At 71.2% G+C, this 21,030-nt stretch carries 19 protein-coding genes; 9 read left to right on the forward strand and 10 right to left on the reverse strand.

The genetic code is table 11. The annotated features are described in order from the left end of the window. Positions 1 to 383 precede the first annotated feature (383 nt). The 3 genes from V2J85_RS38935 to V2J85_RS38945 all read right to left on the reverse strand — a co-directional run bounded on the left by V2J85_RS38935 (position 384) and on the right by V2J85_RS38945 (position 4,065). A complete protein-coding gene (locus V2J85_RS38935; protein ID WP_261951876.1) occupies positions 384 to 1,217 on the reverse strand; it encodes a phosphatase PAP2 family protein in 834 nt (277 codons plus the stop codon). A gap of 154 nt (positions 1,218 to 1,371) precedes the next feature. Further along, a complete protein-coding gene (locus V2J85_RS38940) occupies positions 1,372 to 2,421 on the reverse strand; it encodes a LacI family DNA-binding transcriptional regulator (protein ID WP_261951877.1) in 1,050 nt (349 codons plus the stop codon). A gap of 24 nt (positions 2,422 to 2,445) precedes the next feature. Further along, positions 2,446 to 4,065: a glycoside hydrolase family 13 protein gene (locus tag V2J85_RS38945; protein ID WP_261951878.1), complete on the reverse strand. Its 1,620-nt coding sequence runs from the start codon at positions 4,063 to 4,065 to the stop codon at positions 2,446 to 2,448. Between the two features lie 247 nt (positions 4,066 to 4,312). Here V2J85_RS38945 and V2J85_RS38950 point away from each other — a divergent pair, with 247 nt between their 5' ends. The 3 genes from V2J85_RS38950 to V2J85_RS38960 are packed head-to-tail and all read left to right on the forward strand — an operon-like array spanning position 4,313 to position 7,409. After that, positions 4,313 to 5,590, forward strand: a complete 1,278-nt coding sequence (locus V2J85_RS38950) for an extracellular solute-binding protein (RefSeq protein ID WP_330824219.1) — start codon at positions 4,313 to 4,315, stop codon at positions 5,588 to 5,590. Between the two features lie 53 nt (positions 5,591 to 5,643). After that, on the forward strand, positions 5,644 to 6,522 hold the full coding sequence (locus V2J85_RS38955) for a carbohydrate ABC transporter permease (RefSeq protein ID WP_419836877.1): 879 nt from the start codon (positions 5,644 to 5,646) through the stop codon (positions 6,520 to 6,522). 8 nt (positions 6,523 to 6,530) lie between these two features. Then, entirely contained in the window at positions 6,531 to 7,409 is an 879-nt protein-coding gene (locus tag V2J85_RS38960) for a sugar ABC transporter permease (protein ID WP_261957153.1), read from the forward strand. Here V2J85_RS38960 and V2J85_RS38965 read toward each other — a convergent pair. Beyond that, the gene (locus tag V2J85_RS38965) at positions 7,384 to 8,628 is read right to left on the reverse strand and encodes an RNA-guided endonuclease InsQ/TnpB family protein (protein WP_330824221.1); all 1,245 of its coding nucleotides are present in this window, start codon (positions 8,626 to 8,628) and stop codon (positions 7,384 to 7,386) included. The two genes, V2J85_RS38960 and V2J85_RS38965, sit on opposite strands and share 26 nt — an antisense overlap. 146 nt (positions 8,629 to 8,774) lie before the next feature. Between V2J85_RS38965 and V2J85_RS38970 the strand changes: the two genes are divergently transcribed. After that, on the forward strand, positions 8,775 to 10,358 hold the full coding sequence (locus V2J85_RS38970) for a glycoside hydrolase family 13 protein (RefSeq protein WP_330824222.1): 1,584 nt from the start codon (positions 8,775 to 8,777) through the stop codon (positions 10,356 to 10,358). Next, complete coding sequence (locus tag V2J85_RS38975) at positions 10,343 to 11,413, forward strand: LacI family DNA-binding transcriptional regulator (protein WP_419836878.1); 1,071 nt, start codon at positions 10,343 to 10,345, stop codon at positions 11,411 to 11,413. The genes V2J85_RS38970 and V2J85_RS38975 overlap by 16 nt, the downstream gene beginning before the upstream one ends. Positions 11,414 to 11,431: 18 nt before the next feature. Here the strand turns inward: V2J85_RS38975 and V2J85_RS38980 are convergent, their stop codons facing one another. Together V2J85_RS38980 and V2J85_RS38985 are read right to left on the reverse strand one after the other, a co-directional pair. Further along, on the reverse strand, positions 11,432 to 11,683 hold the full coding sequence (locus tag V2J85_RS38980) for a DUF397 domain-containing protein (RefSeq protein ID WP_261951884.1): 252 nt from the start codon (positions 11,681 to 11,683) through the stop codon (positions 11,432 to 11,434). Beyond that, positions 11,680 to 12,522 (reverse strand): helix-turn-helix domain-containing protein, encoded by an 843-nt coding sequence (locus V2J85_RS38985; RefSeq protein WP_330824224.1) that lies wholly within the window; start codon positions 12,520 to 12,522, stop codon positions 11,680 to 11,682. The genes V2J85_RS38980 and V2J85_RS38985 overlap by 4 nt, the downstream gene beginning before the upstream one ends. Positions 12,523 to 12,673: 151 nt before the next feature. Between V2J85_RS38985 and V2J85_RS38990 the strand changes: the two genes are divergently transcribed. Then, positions 12,674 to 13,126, forward strand: a complete 453-nt coding sequence (locus V2J85_RS38990) for an ATP-binding protein (protein WP_330824225.1) — start codon at positions 12,674 to 12,676, stop codon at positions 13,124 to 13,126. Between the two features lie 39 nt (positions 13,127 to 13,165). Here V2J85_RS38990 and V2J85_RS38995 read toward each other — a convergent pair whose 3' ends face one another. Further along, a complete protein-coding gene (locus V2J85_RS38995) occupies positions 13,166 to 14,032 on the reverse strand; it encodes an SAM-dependent methyltransferase (protein ID WP_330824226.1) in 867 nt (288 codons plus the stop codon). A 252-nt stretch (positions 14,033 to 14,284) separates the two neighbouring features. Here V2J85_RS38995 and pulA point away from each other — a divergent pair, with 252 nt between their 5' ends. After that, complete coding sequence (pulA, locus tag V2J85_RS39000; protein ID WP_330824227.1) at positions 14,285 to 16,939, forward strand: pullulanase-type alpha-1,6-glucosidase; 2,655 nt, start codon at positions 14,285 to 14,287, stop codon at positions 16,937 to 16,939. 25 nt (positions 16,940 to 16,964) lie between these two features. Here pulA and V2J85_RS39005 read toward each other — a convergent pair whose 3' ends face one another. Next, entirely contained in the window at positions 16,965 to 17,480 is a 516-nt protein-coding gene (locus V2J85_RS39005) for a GNAT family N-acetyltransferase (protein ID WP_261951888.1), read from the reverse strand. Positions 17,481 to 17,632: 152 nt separating this feature from the next. Here V2J85_RS39005 and V2J85_RS39010 point away from each other — a divergent pair, with 152 nt between their 5' ends. Together V2J85_RS39010 and V2J85_RS39015 are read left to right on the forward strand one after the other, a co-directional pair. Further along, entirely contained in the window at positions 17,633 to 18,463 is an 831-nt protein-coding gene (locus V2J85_RS39010; protein WP_261951889.1) for a hypothetical protein, read from the forward strand. Beyond that, the gene (locus V2J85_RS39015) at positions 18,460 to 19,140 is read left to right on the forward strand and encodes a class F sortase (RefSeq protein WP_261951890.1); all 681 of its coding nucleotides are present in this window, start codon (positions 18,460 to 18,462) and stop codon (positions 19,138 to 19,140) included. The genes V2J85_RS39010 and V2J85_RS39015 overlap by 4 nt, the downstream gene beginning before the upstream one ends. Before the next feature lie 71 nt (positions 19,141 to 19,211). On the opposite strand, the gene V2J85_RS39020 is transcribed toward V2J85_RS39015, so the two are convergent. Both V2J85_RS39020 and V2J85_RS39025 read right to left on the reverse strand, forming a co-directional pair. Then, complete coding sequence (locus V2J85_RS39020) at positions 19,212 to 19,907, reverse strand: TetR/AcrR family transcriptional regulator (protein ID WP_261951891.1); 696 nt, start codon at positions 19,905 to 19,907, stop codon at positions 19,212 to 19,214. A gap of 36 nt (positions 19,908 to 19,943) precedes the next feature. After that, positions 19,944 to 21,029 (reverse strand): PDR/VanB family oxidoreductase, encoded by a 1,086-nt coding sequence (locus V2J85_RS39025; RefSeq protein ID WP_261951892.1) that lies wholly within the window; start codon positions 21,027 to 21,029, stop codon positions 19,944 to 19,946. Between the last annotated feature and the right edge of the window lies 1 nt (position 21,030).

The following is a 21,030-nucleotide window of genomic DNA, read 5'->3' on the forward strand; positions in this document are numbered from 1 at the left end:
CGTTGCGCCTGCGGCGGGCTGGGTGGTTTGTGGGTGCGGTGACGGGCCTCCGGGGCCGGTTGTGTGGACTGCTGACGCTTTACGTCCACACAACCGGCCCCTCCGGCCCGTCCCCTCCCGTTGGGGGAGAAGAAAACGCTGGGTGGGGGTGCAGGTAATGCCCACGAGCGTGCGGGCAACGGATGACGCACGCCCCCAACCAGCTGAGAAACTCCCACTCACGGGAGGGGCTGGACCGGAGGACGAAGTCTGGAGGGCCGGCACCGCACCCAAAACACAAACGCCCGCCGCCAGGCGCAACGGCGAACAACACCCGCGGCGGGACGGCCAGGTACGTGCGGGGCGCCGCAAAGCGCGCAACGGCGAGCAAGACCCGCGGCGGGTCAGACGGCCACGTGGGGGGTCAGCCGATGCGGCAACGTGCCGAACCACACGCAAGCCAGGCCGAAGCCGAAGGCCAGGCAGAGGACGCCGCCCAGGGCGTCCAGCCAGAAGTGGTTGGCCGTGGAGACGATGACCAGCAGCGTCGTGCTGGGGTAGAGAAGCCCCAGCGCCTTGGCCCACACCGGCTTCGCCAGCATGGCGATCGTGATGCCGCACCACAGCGACCAGCCGATGTGCATCGACGGCATCGCCGCGTACTGGTTGGACATCGAGGCGAGGTTGCCGGACGCCATCGAGCCCCAGGTGCCGTGGTCGATGAGGGTGTCGATGAAGCCGCCGTCCGGCATCAGCCGGGGCGGCGCCAGCGGATAGAAGTAGTAGCCGACCAGTGCGACGCCGGTGGTGGCGAACAGGGCCAGCCGGGCGGCGGCGTACCGGCCCGGGTGCCAGCGGTACAGCCAGATCAGCACCCCGATCGTCACGATGAAGTGCAGCGTCGCGTAGTAGTAGTTCATCGACACGATCAGCCAGGTCACCGAGTTCACCGCATGGTTGACGGTGTGCTCGACGGCGATGCCGAGGGAGTGCTCGGCCTGCCAGATCCAGTCCGCGTTCCGCAGCGCCTTCGCCTTCTGTTCCGGTACCGCGTTGCGGATCATCGAGTAGATCCAGTAGCTGACCGCGATCAGCAGGATCTCGAACCAGAGCCGGGGTGCGCGGGGGGTACGCAAACGGGCCAGTCGGCCCTCTTCCACGGGCGGGTCCGCTCGGTCCCCCTTGGGTGGCGGGGTGGTCGGCAGGCCGTCCAGAGTCCTCGTCAGCGCATCACCCATAGGCAGACAGTCTGCCAGAAAGGGGCGTGTCGCCGATCATCCTTCGGTCGGGTATTCGACCCGTCGTATGGCACTTGAGACGGACGCGCGGCCCCGGCCGTTCTCAGGGGCGGACCCTGAGACGGTCCCTCGGGGAGGGCCCGGAGACGGTCCGTCAGGTGGCGCGGAGCGGCTTGGGGATCCGGGCCGTCTTCGGGACCGAGGCGGTCGAGCCGCGGACCACCAGCTCGGGGTGGAAGACGAACTCGCTGTGCGGCGCCGGGGTGCCGCCGACCTCCTCCAGCAGTGCCCGCACCGCCGCCTGCCCCATGGCCGTCACCGGCTGCCGGATCGTGGTCAGCGGCGGGTCGGTGAAGGCGATCAGCGGGGAGTCATCGAAGCCGACCACCGAGATGTCGCGCGGCACGTCCAGCCCGCGCTGCCGGGCCGCCCGGATCGCACCGAGCGCCATCATGTCGCTGGCGCAGACGATGGCGGTCGCGCCCCGCTCGATCAGCGCGCTCGCCGCGGCCTGCCCGCCCTCCAGGGTGTAGAGGGAGTGCTGGATGTACGGCGCCGCCTCGGCCGGGCCGATGTCCAGCCGCTCCTGCATGGCCCGGACGAAGCCCTCGATCTTCCGCTGGACGGGCACGAAGCGCTTGGGACCGAGCGCCAGCCCGATCCGCCGGTGGCCCAGCGCGGCGAGGTGGGTGACGGCCAGGTCCACCGCGGCCCGGTCGTCGGGGGAGACGAACGGCGCCTGCACCTGGTCCGAGAAGCCGTTGATCAGGACGAACGGCACGCCCTGGCCGCGCAGCTGCTCGTAGCGCTGCATGTCGGCGGAGGTGTCGGCGTGCAGCCCGGAGACGAAGATGATGCCGGCCACCCCGCGGTCGACCAGCATCTCGGTCAGCTCGTCCTCCGTCGAGCCGCCCGGGGTCTGTGTCGCGAGCACCGGGGTGTAGCCCTGGCGGGTCAGCGCCTGCCCGATGACCTGGGCGAACGCCGGGAAGATCGGGTTCTCCAGCTCGGGGGTGATCAGCCCGACCAGGCCCGCGCTGCGCTGCCGCAGCCGCACCGGGCGTTCGTAGCCCAGCACGTCGAGGGCGGCCAGCACGGACTGGCGGGTGGTGGCGGAGACGCCGGGCTTCCCGTTGAGAACCCGGCTGACGGTGGCCTCGCTGACACCCGCCTGCGCTGCGATGTCTGCCAGCCGGGCGGTCATGGGTGGGACCTTACCGTCCGGCTGTCAGATTGCCCACCAGGTGCAGCTGTCACCGGGCAGTGCGGCCGTCGTGCCGTTGACGGCCACCGGGGCGCTGGACAGCAGCGGATCGCCCGGCAGCGGGACGTCGACCTCGTGACCGAGGGTGTTCACGGTGCACACCATGCCGGGGCGGGCGATCGCGAGCACCCCGTCGGGGGCGGGCTGCCAGCTCATCCGCCCGTCGCCCAGGCCCGGCAGCTCCCGCCGCAGGGCGAGCGCGGTGCGGTAGAGCTCCAGGGTGGAGGACGGGTCGCCGGTCTGGGCGGCGACGGTCAGGGCGTGCCAGTCGGCGGGCTGCGGCAGCCAGCTGCCGCCCGGCCCGAAGCCGTACGGCGGGGCCTCGCCGGACCAGGGGAGCGGGACCCGGCAGCCGTCCCGGAAGCCGTCCTGGCCGCTGGTCCCGGAGGCGCGGCCGCGGAAGAACGCCGGGTCCTGCCGTGCCTCGTCGGGCAGGTCGGTGACCTCGGGCAGGCCCAGTTCCTCGCCCTGGTAGAGGTACGCGGAGCCGGGCAGGGCCAGCATCAGCAGGGTGGCGGCGCGGGCCCGCGGGAGGCCGCCGCCGAGCCGGGTGGTGTGCCGGACCACGTCGTGGTTGGAGAGCACCCAGGTCGTGGGGGCACCGACCGACGTGGTGGCGGCGAGCGAGGCGTCGATGACCCGGCGCAGCGCGTCGGCCCGCCAAGGGGTGTTCAGGAACTGGAAGTTGAACGCCTGGTGCAGTTCGTCGGGGCGGACGTAGAGTGCCAGCCGCTCGGGGGTGGGGGCCCAGGCCTCGGCGACGCCGATCACCTGCTTGCCGTGGTCCGCGCCGTATCCGTCCAGCAGCCGGCGCCAGGTGCGGTGGATGGTGTGCACGCCGTCCTGGTCGAAGAACGGCAGGACCTGGTTGCCGATCAGCTTGGCCTGCTGGCCGTGGCCGATGTCGGGCAGGCCGGGTGCCTTGACCATGCCGTGCGCGACGTCGACCCGGAAGCCGTCCACGCCGAGGTCGAGCCAGAAGCGCAGGATGGCCTCGAATTCGGCGTGCACGTCCGGGTTGTCCCAGTCCAGATCGGGCTGTTCCGGGGCGAAGAGGTGCAGGTACCAGTCGCCGCGGTCGGTGCGGGTCCAGGCCGGGCCGCCGAAGACCGACTCCCAGTCGTTGGGCGGGAGTTCGCCGTGCTCGCCGCGGCCGGCGCGGAAGACGTACCGCTGCCGGGCGAGCCCGGGGTCGCGGAACCAGGGGTGCCGGTCGGAGGTGTGGTTGGGGACGACGTCGACGATCACCCGCAGGCCGAGGTCGTGGGCGGTGCGGATCAGGTCGTCGGCGTCCTGGAGGGTGCCGAAGAGCGGGTCGACGGCGCGGTAGTCGGCGACGTCGTAGCCCCCGTCGGCCTGCGGCGAGGCGTAGAACGGCGTGAGCCAGACGGCGTCCACGCCGAGGTCCTTGAGGTACGGCAGCCGCGCCCGGGCCCCGCGCAGATCGCCGATGCCGTCGCCGTCGCTGTCGGCGAAGGAGCGCACGTAGATCTGGTAGATGACGGCGTCGCGCCACCACCCCGGACCTCGGCCCGGTCCGGGCACCTGGGGGGCGGGGCTGGGGGAAGTGAGCTCCTGGGTCATCTGCCGTCCCTGTCGAGGTGAAGAGTCATGAGAGGCGGGGCCGCGAGGCATGGTGTGCCTTCACGGAGTCAACGCTCGGGCGGTCGCCGGGTGACGGTGCCGCAGGCCCCTCCAGGGTCTCTTTCCGGACATCCCGTTGCAATACCTTCCAGCAGTCTTGCAGCAATTTGCCGCAAGGTCTTTCGGTTTGTTTGCAGCGCTGTTACGTTCCTGACCGCCATCTGAGGCATTTCCCTAAGGAGTTCACATGCGGCGTGGCATACGGGGCGCGATCGCCACCGCGCTGGTAGCGGGCCTGGCACTGGCGGCGACGGCGTGCGGCGGGGGTGACGACGGAGGAAACACGGACAGCAGCGGCGAACTGTCGGGAACCGTTACCTACTGGGACACCTCCAACGACACCGAGAAGGCGACCTACCGCAAGCTTGCCGAGGGCTTCCAGAAGGAACACCCCAAGGTCCACGTCAACTATGTGAACGTCCCCTTCGGCGACGCCAACGCCAAGTTCAAGAACGCGGCCGGCGGCAACTCCGGCGCCCCCGACGTGATGCGCACCGAGGTCGCCTGGACCGCCGACTTCGCCAACCTCGGCTACCTCGCCCCGCTCGACGGCACCCCCGCCCTCGACAAGACCGACGACTACCTCCCGCAGGCCGTCGGCTCCACCAAGTTCAAGGGCAAGACCTACGCCGCACCCCAGGTCATCGACACCCTGGGCCTCTTCTACAACAAGAAGCTCCTCAAGGACGCCGGCGTCGAGGTCCCCAAGTCCTTCGCCGACCTGGCCACCGCCGCCAAGAAGATCAAGGCCAAGACCGGCGCCACCGCCCTCTACCTGCGCGGTGACGACCCCTACTGGTTCCTGCCCTACCTCTACGGCGAGGGCGGCAACATGGTCGACGCCCGCGACAAGATCGTCCAGATCGACGACGGCGCCGGCGTCAAGGCGTTCAAGACCCTCAAGGACCTGGTCGACTCCAAGGCCGCCGTCACCGACGCCACCGACGGCCAGGAGAACCAGCTCAAGGCCCTCAAGGACGGCACCGTCGCGATGGCGATCGACGGCCCCTGGGACATCGAGGCCGTCCGCGCCGGCAAGGCCTTCAAGGACAAGGAGAACCTCGGCGTCGCCCCCGTCCCGGCCGGCAGCGCCGCCCAGGGCTCCCCGCAGGGCGGCTGGAACCTCTCCGTCTACGCCGGCAGCAAGAACCTCCGCGCCGCCTACGCCTTCGTCAAGTACATGAGCTCCGCCGCGGTCCAGCAGCAGACCACCGAGCAGCTCAGCCTGCTGCCCACCCGCAGGTCCGTATACGACGTCCCGGCCGTCAAGAAGAACGAGATGGTGAAGTTCTTCAAGCCCGCCGTCGACGGCGCCGTCCAGCGCCCCTGGATCGCCGAGGGCAACTCCCTCTTCGAGCCGATCAAGGTCCAGATGAACAAGGTCCTCACCGGCTCCGCCACGCCCGAGCAGGCCGCCAAGGCGACCGGCGACGCCTACCGGAAGCTGCTCAAGGACTACAAGTGACCGTTGCTGTACGGGTGCGCCGGGCCTTCGGCACCCACTGGTACGCATGGACGATGGTCGCCCCGGTCGTGCTCGTCATCGGGGTGATCATCGGCTATCCGCTGGCCCGCGGCGTCTTCCTCTCGCTCACCGACGCCAACGAGGCCAACGTCGAGCGGAACATCGGCGTCAACCACATCCCCGCCACCTACAAGTTCACCGGCCTGGACAACTACAAGGCGGTGCTCTCCGACGGCGTCTTCTGGGACCGCCTCGGCTGGACCGTCGTGTGGACCGTCGCCTGCGTCGGCCTCACCTTCCTCCTCGGCCTCACGCTGGCCACCATGCTCAACCGGAAACTGCGCGGCCGCACCTTCTACCGCCTCGCGCTGATCCTGCCCTGGGCCATCCCCGCGTTCATCTCCGTCTTCACCTGGCGGATGCTCTACAACGAGAAGAGCGGCATCCTCAACAAGCTGCTGGCCGGCGGCGGTATCGACGCCGTGCCCTGGCTCAACGACCCCACCTGGGCCAAGCTCTCGGTCGTCGCCGTCAACGTCTGGCTCGGCGTGCCCTTCATGCTCGTCGCGCTGCTCGGCGGCCTGACCTCCATCCCCGCCGAGCTCTACGAGGCCGCGGAGATGGACGGCGCGAACGCCTGGCAGCGGTTCCGCAACATCACCGTTCCCGGACTGCGCGCCGTCAGCAGCACCGTGATCCTGCTCTCCACCATCTGGACCTTCAACATGTTCCCGGTGATCTTCCTGCTGACCCGGGGCGGCCCCGGCGACGCCACCGAGATCCTGGTGACCTACGCCTACCGGCTCTCCTTCGTCGACAGCCCGCGCAACTTCTCCGAGTCCGCGGCCTGGGGCGTCCTGATCCTGCTCATGCTCTCCGTCGTCGCGGTCGTCTACCGCCGGGCGCTGCGCAAGCAGGGAGAGGTGTGGTGACCACCGCAATGACCCGCAAGCGAGACGAGCGCACTCGGCCGGCCTCCGTCGGGGCCCGGAAGCGCAACCAGCGATCCCGCCCGGCCTCGATCGGCCTGCACACGGGCCTGCTCATCGCCGCCGTGGTGGCGGTCTTCCCGCCCCTCTGGCTGCTGGTGACGTCCTTCAAACCCAAGAACGACGCCTTCTCCACCAGCCTCGTCACCCACTTCACCCTCGCCAACTACACCCATGTGCTGGCCGACACCGAGTTCCTGACCTGGTTCAAGAACTCCGTGGTGATCGTCGGGCTGACCACCGTCCTCGGCGTCTTCATCGCCGCCACCACCGGCTACGCCGTCAGCCGCTTCCGCTTCCCCGGCATGCGCCCGCTGATGTGGCTGCTGCTGATCACCCAGATGTTCCCGGTCGCGGTGCTCATCGTGCCGCTCTACAACCTCATGGCGACCCTGGGCCTGCTGAACCAGCCCGCGGGCCTGGTCATCACCTACCTGACCATCGCCGTCCCGTTCTGCGCCTGGATGATGAAGGGCTACTTCGACACCATCCCGGTGGAGATCGACGAATCCGGCCGGGTCGACGGCCTCAACCCGTTCGGCACCTTCTGGCGGCTCGTCCTGCCGCTGGCCCGCCCCGGCCTCGCCGTCACCGGCTTCTACACCTTCGTCACCGCCTGGGCCGAGGTCGCCTACGCCTCCGCCTTCATGACCGGCGAGGAGAACCTCACCCTCGCCGGCGGGCTGCAGACCTTCGTCAACCAGTACACCAACGACTGGGGTTCGATGACCGCCGCGGCCGTGATCATCGCCGTGCCGGCCGCCCTCGTCTTCGCCTTCGCCCAACGCCACCTCGTCGCCGGCCTCACGGCCGGCACCACCAAGGGTTGACCTCTTCCCCGCTCCGAGGAACGGGGATTCCTTCCCTCGCGGGTCGGATTTTCTGCTTCGCTGACCGCTGCCTCTCAGGAGTGTTCCGTTGAGGTCTCACACCGTCTCCACAGACTGTCACCGCCAGCCCGGCGGCCAGAATGTTCTTCGCCGCGTTCACGTCCCGGTCGTGGGTCGCTCCGCAAGCGCACGTCCAGGTACGGACGTTGAGCGGCAGCCTCGCCGCGATGGTGCCGCACGCCGAACACAGTTGGGAGCTGGGAAACCATCGGTCGATGACGATCAGCTCGCGCCCGTACCAGGCGCACTTGTATTCCAGCATGCTGCGCAGCTCGGCCCACGACGCATCGGAGACGGCGCGGGCGAGCTTGCGGTTCTTGACCATGTTGCGGACAGCCAGGTCCTCGATCACGAGCGTTTGGTTTTCGCGCACGAGTCGACTGGTCAGCTTCTGAAGGAAGTCCCGGCGCCGGTCGCCGATGTGGGCATGCACCCTGGCCACCTTGCGTCGGGCTTTCTGCCGGTTTCTGCTTCCCTCGGCCTTGCGGGAAAGCGCCCGCTGCGCCCGGGCCAGGCGGGGGCGGTCACCGCGTTCGTGGCGGGGGTTGGCGACCTTCTCCCCGGTGGACAGGGCCACCAGGCTCGTGATCCCGACGTCGATGCCGACCGCGTCCGCGGCGGCGGGCATCGTGGCCGGTGTGTCCTCGCACAGAAGGGACACGAACCAGCGCCCGGCAGCGTCCCGGGAGACGGTCACCGTCGTCGGCTCCGCCCCTTCGGGCAGGGCGCGGGACCACACGATGTCCAGTGGGTCCGTCATCTTCGCCAAGGTCAGCTCCCCGTTCCGGTAGCGAAACGCGGACCGGGTGTACTCCGCACTGGCGCGGGACCTCTTACGCGACTTGAAGCGGGGGTACCGAGTCCGCTTGCCCCAGAACGACACGAACGCGGCCTGCAGGTGACGGAGCGACTGCTGCAAGGGAACGGAAGAGACCTCGGACAGGTAGGCGAGCTCCTCGGACTTCTTCCACTCCGTCAGCATCGACGAGGTCTGCGCATAGTTCACACGCTCCTGCCGCGACCACGCTTTCGTTCGTGCAGCCAACGCCAGGTTGTAGACCTTCCGCACACAGCCGAATGTGCGCGACAGCTCAGCCGCCTGCACCTCACTCGGATAGAAGCGGTACTTGAACGCCCGCTTCACAGGGGAAGTCGCCATGGCTCACACGCTAATGACGCCACATGTGAGCGGCCAAGCACTGGCCAGAACCCAGGCCCACTCGGGCCCGCCACTATGCGACGCCGGAATGCGGGCGGCCCCTTTCCCAGGCTTGAAGGCCAGTTTTTCCACGCAAGGAGTTATGGATGACCCAGCACCACCCCACCCGTGCCACCGACTGGTGGCGGGACGCGGTGATCTACCAGGTCTACCCGCGCAGTTTCGCCGACGGCAACGGTGACGGTATGGGCGATCTGGCGGGTGTCCGCGGTCGGCTGCCGTACCTGCGGGACCTGGGCGTGGACGCCGTCTGGCTCAGCCCGTTCTACGCCTCGCCGCAGGCCGACGCCGGGTACGACGTCGCCGACTACCGGGCCATCGACCCGATGTTCGGCACCCTGGCCGACGCCGAGGCGGTCATTCGCGACGCCCACGAGCTGGGCTTGCGCATCATCGTCGACATCGTTCCCAACCACTGCTCCGACCAGCACGTGTGGTTCCGCCGCGCGCTGGCCGAGGGCCCCGGTTCCACGGCCCGGGAACGCTTCCACTTCCGCAAGGGCCGCGGCGAGAACGGTGAACTCCCGCCCAACGACTGGGAGTCGCTCTTCGGCGGGCCGGCCTGGACCCGGGTCCCCGACGGCGAGTGGTACCTCCACCTCTTCGCGCCCGAACAGCCCGACTTCAACTGGGACCACCCCGCCGTCCAGGACGAGTTCCGCTCCATCCTGCGCTTCTGGCTGGATCTGGGCGTGGACGGCTTCCGGGTCGATGTCGCCCACGGACTGGTCAAGGCCCCGGGCCTGCCCGACATGGGCCACGCCGAGCAGCTCACCCTCCTCGGCAACCAGGCCCTGCCCTTCTTCGACCAGGACGGGGTGCACGCCGTCTACCGCTCGTGGCGCACCGTCCTCGACGAGTACCCGGGCGAGCGGATCGCGGTCGCCGAGGCGTGGACGCCCACCGCCGAACGCACCGCGCTCTACCTCCGCCCCGACGAGCTCCACCAGGCGTTCAACTTCCACTACCTGAACACCGGTTGGGACGCGGACGCGTTGCGGGAGGCGATCGACTCCTCCCTGGACGCGATGCGGCCGGTCGGCGCGCCCACGACCTGGGTGCTGTCCAACCACGACGTGGTGCGGCACCGCACCCGGCTCGGCGGCGGCCTCGCGCGGGCCCGGGCCGCCGTCCTGCTGATGCTGGCCCTGCCCGGCTCCGCGTACGTCTACCAGGGCGAGGAACTGGGGCTGCCCGAGGTCACCGACCTGCCCGACGAGGTCCGCCAGGACCCGTCCTTCTTCCGCAACAGCGGCCAGGACGGCCTGCGCGACGGCTGCCGGGTGCCGCTGCCGTGGAGCGGCGACGCACCCCCGTACGGCTTCGGGACCGGTGGCAGCTGGCTGCCCCAGCCCGCCGACTGGGCCCCGCTCACCGTCGAGGCGCAGACCGGCGACCCGTCCTCCACCCTGGAGCTCTACCGCACCGCGCTCTCCCTGCGGCGCAGCCACCCCGGTCTCGGCGCCGGGGAGGCCGTCGAGTGGCTCGACGCCCCCGCCGGCGTCCTGGCCTTCCGCCGCCCCGGCGGCCTGGTCTGCACGGCCAACACCACCCCGGAGGCGGTCTCGATCCCCGCCCCCGGCCGGGTCCTGCTCGCGTCGGGTCCGCTGGACGCCGCCGGACCGGACGTCGAACTGCCCGCCGACACCACCGTCTGGTGGGCGGAGTGACCCTGTCCGGTCCACCGCACCACCCGCCCCGGCTCTCCGACGTCGCGGCGCAGGCGCAGGTCAGCGAGGCGACCGTGAGCCGGGTCCTGAACGGCCGGGCGGGCGTGGCGGCGGGCACCCGGCAGCGGGTGCTCGCCGCGCTGGACGTCCTCGGCCACGAGCGGCCGGTCCGCTTACGGCGCCGCAGCGCGGGCCTGGTCGGGCTGGTCATCCCCGAGCTGACCAACCCGATCTTCCCGGCCTTCGCGCAGATCATCGAGCAGGCGCTGGCCGGCCACGGCTACACCCCGGTCCTGTGCACCCAGATGCCGGGCGGGGCCACCGAGGACGAACTCGTCGAGCAGTTGGAGGAGCGCGGTGTCACCGGCATCGTCTTCCTCTCCGGTCTGCACGCCGACACCCGCGCGGATCCGTCGCGTTACGCCCGCCTGACCGCCCGCGGTGTGCCGTACGTCCTGATCAACGGCTACCACCCGGGGATCGACGCGCCGTTCGTCTCGCCCGACGACGGTGCGGCGGCCCGGATGGCGGTGCGCCATCTCGCCGAGCTGGGGCACGAACGGATCGGCCTGGCGGTCGGTCCGGTCCGTTACGTCCCGTCCCGCCGCAAGGCCGAGGGTTTCGTGGCGGCGCTGGGCGAGTCGTTCGGCCTGTCGAGGGGGCAGGCCGAACGGCTCGTCCAGCACACGCTGTTCAGCGTCGAGGGCGGTGACGCGGCGGCCGCATCCCTGCTCGACCAGGGCTGCACCGGCATCGTCTGCGGCAGCGACCTGATGGCGCTGGGGGCCGTCCGCGCGGCGCGCCGGCGGGGTCTGGGCGTGCCCGGCGACCTCTCCGTCGTCGGCTTCGACGACTCCCAGCTGATCGCCTTCACCGACCCGCCGCTGACCACGGTCCGGCAGCCGGTGCACGCGATGGCGACGGCCGCGGTGGGGGCCCTCATCGAGGAGATCCACGACCGGGACCGCGGCGAGCGGGACCCGGTCCGCCGCACCGAGTTCGTCTTCCAGCCGGAACTGGTCGTACGGGGGTCGACGGGGCCGGCGCCGGGGTGACGTCCGGCGGTCAGGCCGTCAGGCCTCCTGGGCGGCGTACGACACGAACGCCGCCCAGGCGAGGGCCGGAACGCTGAGCTGGGGGCCGTCCTTGTCCTTGGAGTCGCGGATGTGGACGGTGGTGGGGCAGGCGGCGATTTCTATGCAGTCGCCGGAGCTGTCGCCGCTGTAGCTGGACTTGTGCCAGGAGAGGGCGATCTCTACGCAGTCGTCGCCGTCGCCACTGCTGTAGCTGCTTTTGAACCAGGCCAGTTCGGGGGTGCTGCTCATAGCGCTCCTCGCATCTGCTCCAGCAGGCCCCGCGAGTCTTTGGGGGTCAGAGCCTGCGAAAGCAGTTTTGCATAACGCATTTGGAGGATGCTGACCTCATTCGGGTCGGAGATGAACAGTCCGGCGCGCTGGCCCTCGCAGTAGCCGAATCGCTCGTTGTCCGGGGTCTCCAGCAGCCGCATCGGTCCGTGCAGGCCAGCGTGCTTCTCCCGCACAAGTGGCATGAGCTGGATGTCTACGTTCCGGATCTCGGAGAGTTCGAGGACGTTGTCGATGAGTTGCCTGGTGATCTCCACCCCACCCGTGCGGCGCAGGAACAGATGCTCTTCGAGGATGAAGCTGAACGCGGTGTTGGGACGCTCCCGCAGCAGCCGCTGCCGCTCGGACCGTGCCGCCCAGCGAGCCTCGATCTGCTCTTCGTCCAGGTACGGAACCTGCTCCGTGAACAACGTCCGCGCATACCCCTCCGTCTGTAACAGCCCCGGCACCAGCCGGCATTCGTACGTGTAGAGACTGATCGCCTGCTTCTCCAGCTCCGCCCACTCGCGGAACCAGCGGGCCAACCCCGGCTGCTTCGAGAGCCGTTTGGCCGCCTTCCGTAGCACGCCGTTCGCGTTCAGCGTCTCTTCCGAGCGGTCGATGAACTTCTTCGACGGGAGGCGCCGGCCCTGTTCGACGGAGCCGATGTAGTGCGCCGAGTACCGGATCGCCGGCGCCAGGGCCTCCTGCGTGAATCCCGCGTTCTCACGGAACCCTTGATAAACGGCGCCGAAGGTCCGCAGACTGCCGGACGGCTCGGGCTTGGCGCTGTCGTAGCTGTCGGTGCTGCTGTCTTCCATTCCGGGTACTCCCGCTCACTGGTACTGACCCCGCAAGTCACCCATAGTGACGAGCTGTTACCCGACCCGTCCACGTACTCCACTCGTACACTTTCCGAAGTACGAGCTCAGTCCCTGGTGTACGAACCCGCTGACCAGCAGCGTTGGCGCCATGTCAGCCCAACCCACCGTCACCGTACGTATGTTCACCCAGCGCTTCAGTGCCACCCGCCGTGGGGCCCGCCTCGCCCGGTACCTCGCCGTCCAGCAGCTCGACGTCTGGGGCTTCCCCTACGGGGGCGAGGTCTCCGGCTCCGTCGCGCTGATCGTCGGGGAACTCGCTGCCAACGCGGTGACCCACGGCCGCGTGCCCGGCCGGGACTTCGAACTGCGCCTGCTGAAACTGCCCGGATCGGCCCGGCCGGGCACCCTCCGCATCGAGGTCGCCGACACCCGTACGGAGTGCCGCCCGCCGGCCCCCGGCGCCCTCGTGCCGCCGGCGCACGATTCCGAGACCGGCTGGGGACTGGTCCTCGTCACCGCGCTCGCCACCTGCTGGACCGTCCTCGACCGGCCCGCGGTCGGCAAGATCGTCCGGGCGGATCTGGACCTGCCGGGCAGGTGAGGAGGCCCGCAGGGGGCGAGCGGGGCAGCTCGGGCGGCCTCAGACGGCGGGGCGCCGGGCGTGGAAGAGGCCCCAGCGCAGCAGGCCCCGGCGGGTGACGTCGGTCCACAGGGGGAGGTTGGCCAGCAGGTCGTCGACGTAGGCCGGGCTGATGCGGTCCCGCAGTTCGGCCGCGCGCCGGTGGACGTCCTCGTCGAGGCGGGCGTAGTGGGTGGCGAGGTCCGCGGTGCGGTCCTCGAAGTCGGCGCCCTTGAGGCCGAGTTCGGACAGCTGCCGCAGGTAGAAGTCCGGTGTCGCCGGGGTCTGCACGCCGAGCCGCGCGAACGCGGGCCGTACCGCCTCGGCTGGCGGCTCCTCGGGCGCCATGATGTCCGAGAAGACCAGGGCGCCGCCCGGTCTCAGCACGCGTACGGCCTCGCTCAGGGCGTCCGCCCGGTCCTCGACATGGCAGAGCACCTCCAGGGACCAGACGACGTCGAATCGCCCGTCCTCGTGGGGCAGGTCGTTGAGGGAGTCGGTGACGACCTCGATCAGGCCGTCCAGGCCGCGCTGGGCGTTGGTCGCGCGGTGGCGCCGGTTGTGTGACTCGCTGAGGTCGAGGGCCACGACCCGGCAGCCGAAGCGTGCGGCGAGCGCGCGAGCCGATCCGCCGTATCCGGAGCCGAGGTCGAGCACGGTGGCGTGCGGGCCGAGCAGGTCGGCGACCTTGTCCGCGGCGTGCTCGACGGTACGGTGCGAGGCCTCCGCGATCGGCTCGTCGCCCTCGGCGTAGATGCCGACGTGGATGTCCTCACCGCCCCAGACGGCGTCGTAGAAGGCGTCGACATCGCCGGTCTCGTAGTAGCGGCGGGTCGCGTCGTCGTGGTCCGGTGCGGCGGTGGGGTCGTTGTCAGGTGTGTCGATCACGGGGGGTGGGTTCCCCGCTCGGGCTCGGGCAACTCGGGCCGTTCGGGGACATGGGTGACTATGCGCCACTTCATGGGGCCGCGCGGGGTGCGGACGGGGAGCCGATGGGGCCGGTCCGGCCGGCCGGGCGCGTAGGGCCCGTTGTGGCGGACCTCCGGCCGGCCGGACCGGCTGTTCCAGCAACGTAACACCCTTGCAATGTCTTGCGTAAGGTCTTGCAACGCTGGATCGTCGCGGATAGAACCATGAGCCATGTCCTCCACCGCACGCCGGCCCGGCCGGCGCCTGGCCGCCGTCCTCGCCCTCGCCCTCGGCGCCACCGGCCTCCTCACCGCGCCGACCGCGCAGCCGGCGCACGCCGCCCCGTCCGCACCACAACCGGCCCTGGCGCAGTGGATCGACCGCGACACCGTGGTCTGGAAGGGCGCCGAACCCTCCGACGCCCAGCTGGAGTTCGACACCGGACGGGCGGGGACGGCCGGAAAGCGCCTCCGGCTCACCCCCGGCCGCCTCACCCCCGCCGAACGGGCCGCCTTCCCGCACCTCACCGGCTATCCGGCCTTCACCGTCGACCCCCGCGACCGCGGCCTCGCCCGTACGGCGCTGCGCGGACGCCTGGTCGCCGCCCAGCGCACCGCGGACGGCCGGCGCACCACAACCGGCGTGCAGATACCCGGAGTTCTCGACGACCTCTACGGCGCGCGGGCCCGGCACGCCGCACTCGGACCGGTCTTCCACCACGGCCGCCCCACCCTCTCCGTATGGGCGCCCACCGCCCGCACCGTCGCCCTGGAACTCGACGGCCGCACGGTCCCGATGCGGCGCGACGACCGCAGCGGGGTCTGGCGCGTCCAAGGGCCGCGCGACTGGGCCGGGAAGCCCTACCGCTACCTCGTCACCGTCTGGGCGCCCACGGTCGGCAGGACCGTCACCAACAAGGTCACCGACCCGTACTCCACCGCCCTGACCGCCGACTCCGCCCGCAGCCTGGTCGTCGACCTCGACGACCCGCGGCTCGCCCCCACGGGCTGGGCCGGCCTGCACAAGCCCGCCGCGGTGCCGCTGCGCCGGGCCCGCATCCAGGAACTGCACCTCCGCGACTTCTCCGTCGAGGACCGCACCTCCCGCCACCCCGGCCAGTACCTCGCTTTCACCGACCGCCGGTCCGACGGCATGCGGCACCTGAAATCCCTTGCAGCGGCCGGAACCTCTTACGTCCACTTGCTGCCGGCCTTTGACGGCGCCACCGTCCCCGAGAAGCGTGCCGACCAGGACCGCCCCCGCTGCGACCTCGCCTCCTACGCGCCCGACTCCGAGAGCCAGCAGGAGTGCGTGACCAGGGCCGCCGCCCGCGACGCGTACAACTGGGGCTACGACCCGCTGCACTACACCGTGCCCGAGGGCTCGTACGCCTCCGACCCCGAAGGCACCGCCCGCACCGTCGAATTCCGCCGCATGGTGCAGGGCCTCAACGGCATCGGCCTGCGCACCGTCATGGACGTCGTCTACAACCACACCGCCGCCTCCGGCCAGGACCCGCACTCGGTCCTCGACCGCATCGTCCCCGGCTACTACCAGCGGCTGCTCGACGACGGCACGGTCGCCACCTCCACCTGCTGTTCGGGCACCGCGCCCGAACACACCATGATGGGCAAGCTCGTCGTCGACTCGGTCGTCACCTGGGCCAAGGAGTACAAGGTCGACGGCTTCCGCTTCGACCTCATGGGGCACCACCCCAAGGCCAACATCCTCGCCGTCCGCAAGGCCCTCGACGCGCTCACCCCGGCCCGGGACGGCGTGGACGGCAAGAAGATCATCCTCTACGGCGAGGGGTGGAACTTCGGCGAGGCCGCGAACGACGCCCGCTTCGTCCAGGCCACCCAGCGGAACATGGCCGGGACCGGCATCGCCACCTTCAACGACCGGGCCCGCGACGCGGTGCGCGGCGGCGGCCCCTTCGACGCCGACCCCCGCGTCCAGGGCTTCGGCTCGGGCCTCTTCACGGACCCCAACACCTCACCGGCGAACGGCGATCCGGCCGCCCAGCGGGCCCGGCTCCTCCACTACCAGGACCTCCTCAAGGTCGGCCTCACCGGCAACCTCGCCGACTACACCTTCACCGACACCGCCGGCCGCCGCGTCAAGGGCTCGCAGGTCGACTACAACGGCGCCCCGGCCGGGTACGCCGCCGCCCCCGGTGACGCCCTCGCGTACGCCGACGCCCACGACAACGAAACCCTTTACGACGCCCTCGCCTACAAGCTTCCGCAAGGAACCAGCCCAACCGACCGCGCCCGCCTGCAAGTTCTTGCACTCGCCACCGCGGCGCTTTCCCAGGGCCCCGCGCTCTCCCAGGCCGGCTCGGACCTCCTCCGCTCCAAGTCCCTGGACCGCAACTCCTTCAACAGCGGCGACTGGTTCAACGCCCTCCACTGGGACTGCGCCGACGGCAACGGCTTCGGCCGCGGACTGCCGCCGGCCGCCGACAACAAGGACAAGTGGCCCTACGCCAAGCCCCTGCTGGCCGACCCGGCCCTCCGCCCCGGCTGCGCGACCATCCGGGGTGCCTCGGCCGCCTACCGCGACCTCCTGCGCATCCACGCCACGGAACCCGCCTTCGGCCTGCGCACCGCCGCCGCGGTCCAGTCGCAGCTCTCCTTCCCCCTCTCCGGGAAGGACGAGACGCCGGGCGTGCTCACCATGCGCCTCGCCGACCTGGCGATCGTCTTCAACGCCACCCCGCACCCGCAGCACCAGACCGTCACCGCCCTGGCCGGCCACCCCTACGCCCTGCACCCCGTCCAGGCCCACGGCGCGGACCGCACCACCGCCACCGCGTCGTACGCCGAGGCCACCGGCACCTTCACGGTCCCGCCCTACACGGTCGCGGTCTTCCACCGCCGCTGAGCCGGAACCGCTGGTCCCCGGCCGGCTAACCACCCAGCCGCTTCTCAAGGAGGGTGACGGCGTACGGACTTCCGCCGCCGCCCTCCTTGAACGGCTGCTCACCGACGACCGTGTACCCGGCACCCTCGTAGTACGTCCGCAGCCGCGGATTGGACGAGAGGCAGTCCAGCCGCGCCCAGGTACGCCCGGCCTCCGCGATCCGCCGCTCCGCATGCGCCAGCATCGCCCGGCCGGTCCCCGCCGGCGCCCGCTCCCGGTCCACCATCAGCCGGTGCACATACCCCGCCTCCGGCGGCTGCGGCCCCCAGGCGGGCTCGTCGGTCCACCACAGCTCGAAGCCGCCCGCTATCCGCCCGCCGACCTCCGCGAGCCAGACCTCGCCCTCCTTCATCCGCAGCCGGAAGTGCTCCTCGCTCTTCCCACCGGGCTTCCACTGCTCGATGCCGTGCCGTTGCATCCACCGCGCGGCCGCGTCGTACAGGCCGACGAGGACCTGCGGATCGCCGTCGTCGGCCGGCCGGAACACGATCTTCTCTGCCATGCGCGGAATTGTGCCGTAGCGACAAATTTCCCGCCCCAGCCGCCCTGAGGCGCCGGCGCTGCGAATAAGAGGGTGATGCCTCGCCGAGGTGTCGCTTCGCACCTGGATGATGCGGTCCTCCCGCCGTGGAGGGCCGTCGGAAAGGAACGAACGTGATCCCCACGCGCACCAGCCGCCTCGCCGCACTCGCCGCCCTGCCGGCCGCACTGGCCCTCGCGGTCGGCGCCGCCTCCCCGGCCGCAGCCGCCGACGGGGCCTACCAGATCAACCTGGCACAGCTGAACAACTCCGGTTCCAAGGGCGTCGCGATGCTCAGCCTCAAGGGCAACCAGCTGACGGTGAAGATCGAGTCCGAGGGGCTCGTACCGGGGCAGCCGCACGCCCAGCACCTCCACGGCTCCACCGACGGGCACGACTTCCACTGCCCGGACCCGAGCGCCGACACCAACGGCGACGGGGTCATCGACAACACCGAAGCCACGGTCCAGTACGGAAACATCAACATCTCGCTGACCACCCGGGGCTCCACCGACGCCAAGAGCGGCCTCGCCGTGGACCGGATGCCGATGGCGGACGCCCAGGGCAAGCTCTCCTACGAGCGCACCCTCACCGTCTCCCAGGACGTGGTCGACCACATCAAGGACCTGCACATCGTGCAGCACGGCATCGACCGCAACGGCAACAACAAGTACGACTTCGACGGCGCGGGCAAGAGCGAACTCGACCCGAAGCTCCCCCAGGAGGCCACCGCCCCGACCAACTGCGGTGAGGTGCAGGGCGCCGCGGTCGGCTCCATCCCGGTCGGCGGGGTGGAGACCGGGACCGGGCCCGTGGACCCGCCCGCCGGCAAGAGCGTGCCGCTCGCGCTGCTGGGCGCCGGCGGGACCGCCGCCGCGGCGGCGGCCGGCACGCTGGTCCTCTTGCGCCGCCGCCGGGCGCAGCTCTCCCCGGTACGCGGCGAGAACGGCGGGGCCGCCGCATGAACACCCCCACCAGGGCCGCCGTGACCACCGGACGCCGAAGCCGCCGGGCCGTCGGCGGTGTGCTCGCCGCGGCGGTGGCCGCCGTGCTCGTCGCCGGGTGCGGAGGACAGGATTCCGTGCCGCCGCGGCCGCTCCCCGCCGAGCCGCCGGGCCAGAGCGGTCACGCCGCCCATGACGAGGCGTCCCCCGGGACGGACGGACCGGGCGCCGCCGCCGCGAGCATGCCGACGTCGGCGCCGGTACGGCTCTCCATCCCGGCGCTGAAGGTGTCGTCCACGCTGGAGACGCTGGGACAGCACCCGGACGGGACGATGGAGACCCCGCGCGATCCGGCCAAGGCGGGCTGGTACCGGCCCGGCCCGACGCCCGGGGCCCGAGGGCCGGCCGTCATCGCCGGCCATGTCACCTGGAACGGCACCCCGTCGGTGTTCCGGAAACTGTCGTCCATGAAGCGCGGGGACAGCATCGAGGTCGCCCGGAAGGACGGCAGCACCGCGAAGTTCACCGTCGACCGCGTCGCCCAGTACCCGAAGAACAAGTTCCCCACCGTGGAGGTCTACCAGAACCTCGACCACGCCGGCCTCCGCCTGATCACCTGCGGCGGGGACTACGACCAGGGCAAGCACTACTACCCGGACAACGTGGTGGTGTTCGCCAGCCTCACCGGCAAGGCCTAGACGTCATCCGGCGGCCGTCCCCCGAGCCCCAGGGGGACGGCCGCACGGCCACCACCCCCACGGGCGCCCGCCTATACCGGCTGCGGCAGCGCCATCAAGCGGCCCACCAGGTCCGCGAACATCCCGTCCGCCGGTTCGTCCGCCAGGATGCGGCGGACGATCCCGGCCATCCGGTCGTCGTACGCCGCGCTCACCGCCGCCAGCGCGGCGAAATCATGGACCAGCTGGCGTTCCAGCTCGGCGCGGGGGACCCGGCGGCCGTCCAGCCAGAGCAGGGCGGTGGTCTCGGCCAGGGAGATCCACGAGCGCACCACCAACTCCAGCCGCGGCGGCGGGTCGGTGAGGGCGAGGTGGGCGAGGATCTGCTCGTACGCGGCCTGGCGGACGCCGTCGATCAGGGCGCTGGTACGGGTCGAGCCGATCGCCGGGCCGCCGCGCATCAGCGCGGAGAAGCCGGGGCCGTGCTCGTCCACGAAGTCGAAGAAGCGCTCCATGACGCGCAGCAGACGGGCGCCGAGCGGCCCTTCGTGCGGTTCCACGAAGCGGGCGGTCAGCTCCTCGGCGGCGCGCCGCAGCGCGGCCTCGTACAGCTGCTGCTTGCCCGGGAAGTAGTGGTAGACCAGCGGCCGCGAGATCCCGGCCGCCTCGGCGATCTCGTCGATCGACACGTCCTCGGGCGCACGGTGGCTGAACAGGCCGAGGGCGACCGCGATCAGCTGATCGCGCCGCTCCTCGACGCCCATCCTGCGCCGCGCCCCGGTCGTCATGCGGACCACCCTAACGACCCGGGGCGCGGCGCGGAATCACAGATCCAGCACCAGTCGTGCGCCGCCCCGGGCCCGCGAGACGCAGATCAGCAGCGAGTCGTCCCGCTCGGCGTCCGTCAGCAGCTCGTCGCGGTGGTCCACCTCGCCGGCCAGCACCCGCTGCTGGCAGGTGCCGCAGAACCCCTGCTCACAGGAGTACGGGAGGTCCGGCAGCGCCTGCTCGCGGAGCGCCCGCAGGACGCTGGTGCCCGCGGGCACCGTGACCGTGCGGCCGGTGCGCCGCAGCTCCACCTCGAACGGCCGCTCCTCACCGGCCGGCGCGGGAGCCGCCGGGGCGAACCGCTCGGTGTGCAGGGTGAGGCCGTCCGGCAGCAGCGCGGCGACCGCGTCCATCAGGGGCTGCGGGCCGCAGCAGTGGACCGCCGCGTGCGGTGGCGCACCGGCGAGCAGCGCGGCCAGGTCCGGCCGGCCGTCCTCGTCCTCGGCGACCACCGTCACCCGGTCCGCCCCGGCCCCCGCCAGCTTCTCGATCTCCGCCAGGAACGGCATCGAGGCCCGGGACCGCCCGCCGTACAGCAGCCGCCACGGCACCCCCTCCCGTTCGGCCTGCCGGACCATCGGCAGGATCGGGGTGATGCCGATGCCGCCCGCGATGAAGACGTGGGCGTGACTGTCGGCGAGCGGGAAGCGGTTGCGGGGGCCGCGGACCTCCACCTCCGTGCCCTCGTGCAGCCGCTCGTGGACCTCGCGCGAGCCGCCCCGGCCGTCCTCGACGAGCCGGACGGCGAGGGTGTACGAACCCCGTGCCGCGGGATCACCGCACAGCGAGTACTGGCGGACCGCCCCCGAGGGCAGGACGAGGTCCACATGCGCGCCCGGTTCCCAGGCGGGCAGATCGGTGCCCTCCAGGCGGAGGCGGAGCACTCCCTCGGCCTCCGTCGTCCGCTCCACGACCGTCAGCCGTCGCGCGTCGGCGCGCCCGCCGGCCCGGCCGCGGCCGGATATCGGCTCGTCCAGGGCCGGCAGCGGCCACAGCGGCGACGCCTGCACGCGGCGGCGCAGCGCCCGCCGGACTACCAGGGCCGCCGCGCCCACCGCGACGACCGTCCCGATGCGCGGCATC

It is taken from the genome of Streptomyces bugieae (genome assembly GCF_036352915.1).
In the GTDB taxonomy this organism is placed as follows: domain Bacteria; phylum Actinomycetota; class Actinomycetes; order Streptomycetales; family Streptomycetaceae; genus Streptomyces; species Streptomyces endophytica.

Bases quoted from the DNA above. Each gene is read 5' to 3' on its own strand.
- V2J85_RS38970 (WP_330824222.1), top strand. From the start codon at position 8,775: ATGACCCAGCACCACCCCACCCGTGCCACCGACTGGTGGCGGGACGCG.
- pulA (WP_330824227.1), top strand. From the start codon at position 14,285: ATGTCCTCCACCGCACGCCGGCCCGGCCGGCGCCTGGCCGCCGTCCTC.
- V2J85_RS38985 (WP_330824224.1), bottom strand. From the start codon at position 12,522: ATGGAAGACAGCAGCACCGACAGCTACGACAGCGCCAAGCCCGAGCCG.
- V2J85_RS38980 (WP_261951884.1), bottom strand. From the start codon at position 11,683: ATGAGCAGCACCCCCGAACTGGCCTGGTTCAAAAGCAGCTACAGCAGT.
- V2J85_RS38955 (WP_419836877.1), top strand. From the start codon at position 5,644: ATGGTCGCCCCGGTCGTGCTCGTCATCGGGGTGATCATCGGCTATCCG.
- V2J85_RS39020 (WP_261951891.1), bottom strand. From the start codon at position 19,907: ATGACGACCGGGGCGCGGCGCAGGATGGGCGTCGAGGAGCGGCGCGAT.
- V2J85_RS38950 (WP_330824219.1), top strand. From the start codon at position 4,313: ATGCGGCGTGGCATACGGGGCGCGATCGCCACCGCGCTGGTAGCGGGC.
- V2J85_RS39025 (WP_261951892.1), bottom strand. From the start codon at position 21,029: ATGCCGCGCATCGGGACGGTCGTCGCGGTGGGCGCGGCGGCCCTGGTA.
- V2J85_RS39015 (WP_261951890.1), top strand. From the start codon at position 18,460: ATGAACACCCCCACCAGGGCCGCCGTGACCACCGGACGCCGAAGCCGC.
- V2J85_RS39005 (WP_261951888.1), bottom strand. From the start codon at position 17,480: ATGGCAGAGAAGATCGTGTTCCGGCCGGCCGACGACGGCGATCCGCAG.
- V2J85_RS38940 (WP_261951877.1), bottom strand. From the start codon at position 2,421: ATGACCGCCCGGCTGGCAGACATCGCAGCGCAGGCGGGTGTCAGCGAG.
- V2J85_RS38945 (WP_261951878.1), bottom strand. From the start codon at position 4,065: ATGACCCAGGAGCTCACTTCCCCCAGCCCCGCCCCCCAGGTGCCCGGA.
- V2J85_RS38965 (WP_330824221.1), bottom strand. From the start codon at position 8,628: ATGGCGACTTCCCCTGTGAAGCGGGCGTTCAAGTACCGCTTCTATCCG.
- V2J85_RS38990 (WP_330824225.1), top strand. From the start codon at position 12,674: ATGTCAGCCCAACCCACCGTCACCGTACGTATGTTCACCCAGCGCTTC.
- V2J85_RS38960 (WP_261957153.1), top strand. From the start codon at position 6,531: ATGACCCGCAAGCGAGACGAGCGCACTCGGCCGGCCTCCGTCGGGGCC.
- V2J85_RS38935 (WP_261951876.1), bottom strand. From the start codon at position 1,217: ATGGGTGATGCGCTGACGAGGACTCTGGACGGCCTGCCGACCACCCCG.